General features: G+C 64.8%; 9 protein-coding genes. 2 read left to right on the top strand and 7 right to left on the bottom strand.

The genetic code is table 11. From position 1 onward, the window contains the following. Both ABYB95_RS12790 and ruvC read left to right on the top strand, forming a co-directional pair. Positions 1–575: phosphatidate cytidylyltransferase (locus ABYB95_RS12790; RefSeq protein ID WP_372658943.1), on the top strand; the 575-nt coding region annotated here is incomplete at its 5' end. 22 nt (positions 576–597) lie between these two features. Beyond that, positions 598–1,146: a crossover junction endodeoxyribonuclease RuvC gene (gene ruvC, locus ABYB95_RS12785; RefSeq protein ID WP_372658942.1), complete on the top strand. Its 549-nt coding sequence runs from the start codon at positions 598–600 to the stop codon at positions 1,144–1,146. Between the two features lie 37 nt (positions 1,147–1,183). Here the strand turns inward: ruvC and ABYB95_RS12780 are convergent, their stop codons facing one another. From ABYB95_RS12780 to ABYB95_RS12750, 7 genes are all read right to left on the bottom strand, one after another. Beyond that, complete coding sequence (locus ABYB95_RS12780) at positions 1,184–1,366, bottom strand: hypothetical protein (RefSeq protein ID WP_372658941.1); 183 nt, start codon at positions 1,364–1,366, stop codon at positions 1,184–1,186. Between the two features lie 5 nt (positions 1,367–1,371). Further along, entirely contained in the window at positions 1,372–2,295 is a 924-nt protein-coding gene (lpxC, locus tag ABYB95_RS12775; RefSeq protein ID WP_372658940.1) for a UDP-3-O-acyl-N-acetylglucosamine deacetylase, read from the bottom strand. 169 nt (positions 2,296–2,464) lie between these two features. Then, on the bottom strand, positions 2,465–3,691 hold the full coding sequence (gene ftsZ / locus ABYB95_RS12770) for a cell division protein FtsZ (RefSeq protein ID WP_372658939.1): 1,227 nt from the start codon (positions 3,689–3,691) through the stop codon (positions 2,465–2,467). Between the two features lie 206 nt (positions 3,692–3,897). Next, the gene (gene ftsA, locus ABYB95_RS12765) at positions 3,898–5,127 is read right to left on the bottom strand and encodes a cell division protein FtsA (RefSeq protein ID WP_372658938.1); all 1,230 of its coding nucleotides are present in this window, start codon (positions 5,125–5,127) and stop codon (positions 3,898–3,900) included. A 13-nt stretch (positions 5,128–5,140) separates the two neighbouring features. After that, entirely contained in the window at positions 5,141–5,935 is a 795-nt protein-coding gene (locus ABYB95_RS12760; protein WP_372658937.1) for a cell division protein FtsQ/DivIB, read from the bottom strand. 8 nt (positions 5,936–5,943) lie between these two features. After that, positions 5,944–6,912 (bottom strand): D-alanine--D-alanine ligase, encoded by a 969-nt coding sequence (locus tag ABYB95_RS12755; RefSeq protein WP_372658936.1) that lies wholly within the window; start codon positions 6,910–6,912, stop codon positions 5,944–5,946. Then, the coding region (locus ABYB95_RS12750) for a glutamate ligase domain-containing protein (RefSeq protein ID WP_372658935.1) at positions 6,909–7,646 on the bottom strand (738 nt) is incomplete at its 5' end. The genes ABYB95_RS12750 and ABYB95_RS12755, both read right to left, overlap by 4 nt.

Below are 7,646 nucleotides of genomic sequence, written 5' to 3'. Positions count from 1 at the left end.
CGGTCTACGTGTTTCTCGCCATTCCGGTGGTGAGCGCGCTGGGCAACGACCCCAAGCGCTTTCTGGAGCGCAACGCCAAACTGCAATGGGGCATCATGGTCTGCGTCTACGGCATGAGCCATGTGCCGGCCTTGCTGTTGCTGAACTTCCCGCGCTTTGACGGCAAGACCGCTTTCCTGGTGTTCTTTCTGGTCATCGTGGTGCAGACCTGCATGCTGGTGCAGCACTTTGCGTCGCGGCGGCTGCGCCACCCGGTGGCGCCCGCCATCAGCGACAGTTTCCACTGGCGCAGCTGGGGCATGGGCTTGCTGGCCGGTGGTCTGCTCGGCGCCTTGCTGGCAGGCATCACCCCGTTCAAACCCTTGCAGGCCATGGGCATGGCGCTGGTGGCCTGCGCCGCCGGTTCGCTGGGGCATCTGGTCATGAAAGCCATCAAGCGCGACCGTGGTGTTCCTCACTGGGGCGCGGCCGGTCGCTCCGTCACCGGCGCCAGCGGTCTGCTGGACCGGGTCGATGCGCTGTGTTTCGCCGCCCCCGTGTTTTTCCATTCGCTGCGCTGGACCTTCGGTCTATGAGCCCGGCCACCCGGACCACCCCATGCGCATACTCGGCATAGACCCCGGCCTGCAATGCACCGGCTTTGGCGTGATCGACACCGAAGGCCCCGACCTGCACTACGTGGCCAGCGGCACCATTCAAACCAGCCCCAAGGACGGCGCCTTGCTGCCCGCGCGGCTGAAGATCCTGTTCGACGGCATCGGCGAAGTGGTGGCGCGCTACCAGCCCGAGGTCTCGGCCTGCGAAATCGTGTTCGTGAACGTGAATCCGCAAGCCACCCTGCTGCTGGGCCAGGCGCGCGGCGCCTGCCTGACCGCCCTGGTGGCCAACCATTTGCCGGTGGCCGAATACACGGCACTGCAACTGAAAAAAGCCGTGGTCGGTTACGGCAAAGCCGCCAAACCGCAGGTGCAGGAGATGGTGAAGCGCTTGCTGAAACTGCCGGGCCTGCCCGGCAAAGACGCCGCCGACGCCCTGGGCCTGTGCATCACCCACGCCCAGGTGAGCCGCTCGCTGATGGCGATCAACAAGGTGACGGCTTCACAGGCACGCACCCATGGCGCTTACAAGGCCGGACGCAGTTATTGATCAGCGCAAGCGCATCCAGAGGCCGTGCCGCAGACCGTCAAGTCGCCAGCAAGCGCTCCAGAATCAGCACCGCAAAAAATCCCAAAGCCGCGAACACCGTCCATTTGGCGATGAGCAGGCCCGAGCGGCGGTAGCGCTCCTGGCTGGTGAAGATGTAGAGCCCAAAGTACATCGCAGCCACGGCCAACAGCAAAAACAACAGCGAGCGGAACAAGACCATGCGGGTTACCAGGCCGGGGCCAGTTGCGCAAATCCCTGGGGCGCTTCGCGTTCTTGGTCGAAGCTCATCACTTCGTAAGCGTCGGGGCGCTCCAACAAGGCGCGCAGCAACAGGTTGTTCATGGCGTGGCCGCTGCGAAACGCGCTGTAGGCGGCCAGCAGCGGCTTGCCCACCACGTAGAGATCGCCAATGGCATCCAGGATCTTGTGTTTGACGAACTCGTCCTGGTAACGCAGGCCGTCGGCGTTGAGCACTTTCACGTCGTCCATCACGATGGCGTTGTCCAGTCCGCCCCCCATGGCCAGGCCGTGTGAGCGCATCATTTCCACGTCGCGCGTGAAACCAAAGGTGCGGGCCCGCGCGATCTCACGGGCATAAGTGCCGCTGCCCATGTCGAACTCCACCCGCTGACCCGAGGAATTCACGGCTGGGTGGTCGAACTCGATTTCGAAGCTGAGCTTGTAGCCGTGGTACGGCTCCAGCCTGGCCCACTTGCTGTTGCGCCCTTCGCCTTCGCGCACCTCCACCGTTTTCAGAAGCCGGATGAAGCGCTTGGGCGCGTTCTGCAGCACGATGCCCGCGCTTTGCAACAAATAGACGAACGAAGCAGAAGAGCCATCGAGGATGGGAACCTCTTCTGCGGTGATGTCCACATACAGGTTGTCGAGCCCCAGACCGGCGCAGGCACTCATGAGGTGCTCGATGGTGTGCACCTTCACGCCGCCATTGGAAATGGTGGACGCCAGGCGCGTGTCGGTGACCGCCGTGGCGCTCACCGCAATCTCGACCGGCTCCGGCAGATCGACACGGCGGAACACGATGCCGGTATCCGGCGCAGCGGGGCGCAGCGTCAGCTCCACCCGCTGGCCGCTGTGCAGGCCGACACCGACCGCTTTGGACAGAGATTTCAGGGTTCTTTGGGCAAGCATCCGGTGATTTTAATTTTTCGAGCGAAATCGTGCTGGCCAGAAAAACTATCCCGGCGATTGCCCGCAGGCAACGCCCGAAGTGTTTCCAGTCGAGAACACCGCGGAACCGGCTCTGCCGGGCCGCAGGTGTTGCCCCCTGGGGGGTGACGCCGCAGGCGGCGCGGGGGGATCAATCGGCTTGTTTGCGCAAGAACGCCGGGATCTCGAAGTCGTCCATGCCGCCGGATGCCAATGCATCGACCTTGGCCGCTGCCTGGGTGCGGTTGGTGCGCCACACGCTGGGCACGGCCATGGAGCCGTAGTCGGGCTGTGCGTGGGCCGTGCCGTTGTTGGCACCTGGGCCGCCCACGGCCGAGTTGATGGTCGGCACGTTGAACGGCACGTTGTCGGTGCCGGTGCGCAGCACCTGCAGGGGTGGCGCGGTGCGGCGCACGCCCTGGCGGCTCAGGCCGGTGGCGACCACGGTGACGCGCATTTCGTCGCCCAGGTTGTCGTCGTATGCCGCGCCGTAGATGACGTGGGCATCGGGCGAAGCGTAGGCACGGATCGTGTTCATCGCCAGCTTCGATTCGGACAGCTTGAGCGAACCCTTGGCCGCCGTGACCAGCACCAGCACGCCCTTGGCGCCGGAGAGATCGATGCCTTCGAGCAGTGGGCAGGCCACGGCTTGTTCGGCGGCGATGCGCGCGCGGTCCGGGCCGCTGGCGACAGCGGTGCCCATCATGGCTTTGCCGGGTTCACCCATCACGGTGCGCACGTCTTCAAAGTCGACGTTCACGTTGCCGTATTCGTTGATGATCTCGGCAATGCCGCCGACCGCGTTTTTCAACACGTCGTTGGCGTGGGCAAAAGCTTCGTCTTGCGTCACGTCGTCGCCCAGCACCTCGAGCAGCTTCTCGTTCAGTACCACGATCAGCGAATCCACATTGGCTTCGAGCTCGGCCAAACCGTTGTCGGCATTGGTCATGCGGCGACCACCTTCCCAATCGAAAGGTTTGGTGACCACACCCACGGTCAGGATGCCCATTTCTTTCGCCACCCGGGCGATCACAGGGGCGGCGCCGGTACCGGTGCCACCGCCCATGCCAGCGGTGATGAAGAGCATGTGCGCACCTTCGATGGCGGCGCGGATCTCGTCCACGGCTTGCTCGGCCGCATCACGGCCCTTGTCGGGCTTGCTGCCGGCGCCCAGGCCGGTGGCGCCGAGTTGGATCGTCTTGCCCGCCGCGCTGCGGGTGAGCGCTTGCGCGTCGGTGTTGGCGCAAATGAATTCCACGCCTTGCACGCTGCGCGAAATCATGTGCTCGACAGCGTTGCTGCCACCGCCGCCCACGCCGATGACCTTGATCTGGGTGCCGAGGTTGAATTCTTCGACTTCAATCATTTCGATGCTCATGCTTTTCTCCTTGGGTTGCCCGGTGCTCGGCCGGACGGTTTTGATACAAAAATCGGTTCAAAAATACGGTATGGACTTCAGCCATCTTCAGCCAGGCGGCCCGGTGCATTCCCGACATCGGTGCACCCGCTGGCGGATGCGGTGAAAGGTTCTGCCGCGCGTCGGGGCGCACATGAGGGGACTGGTTTTTTCGTGCAAGTTGTTCATCAGAATGTCCCTACAAACCAGTTTTTCATGCGTTCCAATGCGCCTTGCATGGAGCCCGCCTTCTGCGCCACCTTGTGGCCCCGCACCCGCGCCAGCCGGGCCTCTTCCAGCAAACCCATCACCGTGGCGGCGCGCGGTTGCGCCACCATGTCCGACAGCGAGCTGGCGTATTGCGGCACGCCCCTGCGCACCGGTTTCAAAAAGATGTCTTCGCCGAGTTCCACCATGCCCGGCATGACCGCGCTGCCGCCGGTCAGCACAATGCCCGAGGACAGCACTTCTTCGTGACCCGAGTCCCGGATCACCTGCTGCACCAGCGAGAAGATTTCTTCCACCCGCGGCTCGATCACGCCGGCCAGGGCCTGGCGGCTGAGCATGCGGGGTGCGCGGTCGCCCAGGCCAGGCACTTCGACCTGGGTGTCCGGGTCGGCCAACAGCTGTTTGGCGCAACCGCTTTCCACCTTGATGTCTTCCGCGTCCTTGGTCGGGGTGCGCAAGGCCATGGCGATGTCGCTGGTGATGAGGTCGCCCGCGATCGGGATCACCGCCGTGTGGCGGATCGCGCCGCCGGCGAAGATCGCCACGTCGGTGGTACCGGCGCCGATGTCGACCAGGGCCACGCCGAGTTCTTTTTCGTCGTCGGTCAGCACCGACTGGCTGGAAGCCAGCGGGTTCAGCATGAGCTGGTCCACTTCCAGGCCGCAGCGGCGCACGCACTTGATGATGTTCTCGGCCGCGCTCTGGGCACCGGTCACGATGTGCACCTTGGCCTCCAGGCGGATGCCACTCATGCCGATCGGCTCTTTCACTTCCTGGCTGTCGATCACGAACTCTTGCGGCTCCACCAGCAGCAGGCGCTGGTCGGTCGAGATGTTGATGGCCTTGGCGGTTTCGATCACCCGCGCCACGTCGGCCGCCGTCACCTCGCGGTCCTTGATCGCCACCATGCCGCTGGAATTGATGCCGCGGATGTGGCTGCCGGTGATGCCGGTGTAGACGCGGGCGATGCGGCAGTCGGCCATCAGCTCGGCTTCTTTCAAAGCCGCCTGGATACTGTGCACCGTGGCGTCGATGTTGACCACCACCCCCCGCTTGAGCCCGTGGCTGGTGGACGCCCCCAGGCCGGCGAGCTTGAGTGCGCCATTGGGCTGGACCTCGGCGACCACCACCATGATTTTGGCGGTGCCAATGTCGAGTCCGACCACCAAATCCTTGTATTCCTTGGCCATGATTGCTTCTTGATTACCTTGTGTTGCGCGTCGGTTTCTGATCGTCAGGGTTCACGGTGGTCACGCCGCGCAAGCGCAGCGCGTAGCCATTCGGGTATCGCAGGTCCACCGATTGCAGGGCACCCGCGTAGCGCTGCGTGAGCTGGCTCAGCGTGGCGGTGAAGCGGCGGGTCCGGGCCAGCAATTCTTCGTCGGTGCCACGGCCCAGTTCGATGCGGGCGCCGTTGTCCAGTGCCGCGCTCCAACTGCCGCGTTCGTTGAGTTCGAGACGCTGCAAACCCAGCTCGAGCCGCGACAATTCGGGGCTGAGCACCTGGTACAGGGCCCACACCCGGGCCGACTGGGCCGGTGGGCCTGCCAGTTCGGGCAGGCCATCGTTGTCGTCGGGGTTGGCCTCGAACACCTCACCCTGCTGGTTGACCAATTGCCCCGAGCCCGCCTGCCCCCACCAGGCCACGACCTGGTGTTCTTGCAGCGTGATGCGCAGGCGGTTGGGAAAATCGCGCTGCACCACGGCCTGGCGCACCCAGGGCACGGTTTCGAACAAACGGCGCACCTGCTGCAAATCCACCGTGAGGAAACTGGACGACAGCGTGGACCGCATTTGCGAAGCCAGTTGCGCACGCAGACCCACCGTGTTCTGGTGCGCCACATCGCCCTGCACCGAAATGCCGGTGACCGACCACGCCGGATGCCGCACCACCCAGACCCCGAGCATGCCCAGACCCAGGGCGACAAACAGCCCGACCAGGGTGTTGGTCACCGCGGTCATGAGCCGTACGTCCAGGGGCAGTTCGGTGCTGGGCATCTTGCGCTTCAGACGGATTGAACCGGTGGGTTGTCGAGCGTGGCACTGGCCAGCAGGCTCAGACACAGGTCTTCGTACGACAAGCCGCTGGCGCGCGCCGACATCGGCACCAGGGAGTGCCCGGTCATGCCAGGCGAGGTATTGATTTCCAGCAGATAGGGTTTGCGGGTCTTGGCGTCGATCATCACGTCGGCGCGGGCCCAGCCCCGGCAGGCCAGCGTCTGGTAGCACTGCAGCACCAGCGCCTGGATGTGCGCCTCTTCGCCTTCGGGCAGAGCGCAGGGCACCAGGTATTTCGTGTCGTCGGTGAAGTACTTGTTCTGGTAGTCGTAGTTGCCCTCGGGCGCCACGATACGGATCACCGGCAAGGCCTTGGCCTGGTCGCCGGTGCCCAGCACCGGGCAGGTGACCTCATCGCCGTCGATGAATTGTTCGCACATCACCTGCGGGTCGAGCTGGGCCGCAAGCCGGTAGGCTTCTTCGCACTGCGCAGCGTCGGTGACCTTGGTGAGACCAATGGTGGAGCCTTCGCGCACCGGCTTCACGATCATGGGTGCGCCCAGTGCCTGCAATGCGGCGCGCGTTTGTTCGGCGTTGCTGACCTGCCGCCAAGCCGGCGTGGGCAAGCCCTCGGCCAGCCAGACGCGCTTGGTCATGAGCTTGTCCATGGCCACGGCCGAGGCCATCACGCCGGGGCCGGTGTAGGGAATGCCCAGCAACTCCAGTGCACCCTGCACCGTGCCGTCTTCGCCAAAACGACCGTGCAAGGCGATGAAGCAGCGGGCAAAACCTTCGCGCTTGAGTTCGCCCAGATCGCGCTCGGCCGGGTCAAAAGCATGGGCATCCACTCCCTTGCTCTGCAGCGCCGCCAGCACACCGGCGCCCGACATCAGCGAGACCTCGCGTTCGGCCGAACGGCCACCCATGAGCACGGCCACTTTGCCCAGCTGTTTCACATCCACGGTGTGTGTCTTCATGCGCTCTGCTCCTTGGCAGTCTGTACCACCTGCCCTGCCACCGCGCCGATGGTGCCTGCGCCCATGCACAGCACCACGTCACCGTCGCAGGCGTTGTCGAGAATGGCTTGCGCCATGTTTTTGATGTCGTCCACGAACACCGGTTCCAGCTTGCCCGCCACGCGCAGCGCGCGCGCCAGCGAGCGGCCATCGGCGGCCACGATGGGCGCTTCGCCCGCGGCGTAGACCTCGGCCAGCAACACGGCGTCGCAGGTGCCGATGACCTTGACGAAATCTTCAAAACAATCGCGGGTGCGGCTGTAGCGGTGCGGCTGGAAGGCGAGCACCAGACGGCGACCGGGGAAAGCCCCTCGGGCCGCCGACAAGGTGGCCGCCATTTCCACCGGGTGGTGGCCGTAGTCGTCCACCACGGTGCAATGGCCACCGCTGGCCAGCGGCGCCTCGCCGTAGCGCTGGAAGCGCCGCCCCACGCCTTTGAATTCGGCCAGGGCCTGCTGCACCGCCGCGTCGTCCACGCCCAGCTCCACCGCGATGCCAATGGCCGCCAAGGCGTTCAACACGTTGTGTTCACCCGGCAGGTTCAGCACCACATCCAGATCGGGCAGTTGCACGCCGTTCTTGCGCTGCACGGTGAAGTGCATCTGTGCACCCACGGCGCGCACGTTGACCGCACGGACCTGGGCGTCTTCGGCAAAGCCGTAGGTGGTGATGGGGCGTGCGATCTGGGGCAGGAT

Origin of the sequence: Hydrogenophaga sp. (genome assembly GCF_041633695.1) — a bacterium.
Classification (GTDB): domain Bacteria; phylum Pseudomonadota; class Gammaproteobacteria; order Burkholderiales; family Burkholderiaceae_C; genus Hydrogenophaga.
This window is presented reverse-complemented; position numbering and strand designations above follow the sequence as displayed.

What these genes read in the sequence shown, in the direction of transcription:
- ruvC (WP_372658942.1), top strand. Translation starts at nt 598, where the DNA reads ATGCGCATACTCGGCATAGACCCCGGCCTGCAATGCACCGGCTTTGGC.
- ABYB95_RS12780 (WP_372658941.1), bottom strand. Translation starts at nt 1,366, where the DNA reads ATGGTCTTGTTCCGCTCGCTGTTGTTTTTGCTGTTGGCCGTGGCTGCG.
- lpxC (WP_372658940.1), bottom strand. Translation starts at nt 2,295, where the DNA reads ATGCTTGCCCAAAGAACCCTGAAATCTCTGTCCAAAGCGGTCGGTGTC.
- ftsZ (WP_372658939.1), bottom strand. Translation starts at nt 3,691, where the DNA reads ATGAGCATCGAAATGATTGAAGTCGAAGAATTCAACCTCGGCACCCAG.
- ftsA (WP_372658938.1), bottom strand. Translation starts at nt 5,127, where the DNA reads ATGGCCAAGGAATACAAGGATTTGGTGGTCGGACTCGACATTGGCACC.
- ABYB95_RS12760 (WP_372658937.1), bottom strand. Translation starts at nt 5,935, where the DNA reads ATGCCCAGCACCGAACTGCCCCTGGACGTACGGCTCATGACCGCGGTG.
- ABYB95_RS12755 (WP_372658936.1), bottom strand. Translation starts at nt 6,912, where the DNA reads ATGAAGACACACACCGTGGATGTGAAACAGCTGGGCAAAGTGGCCGTG.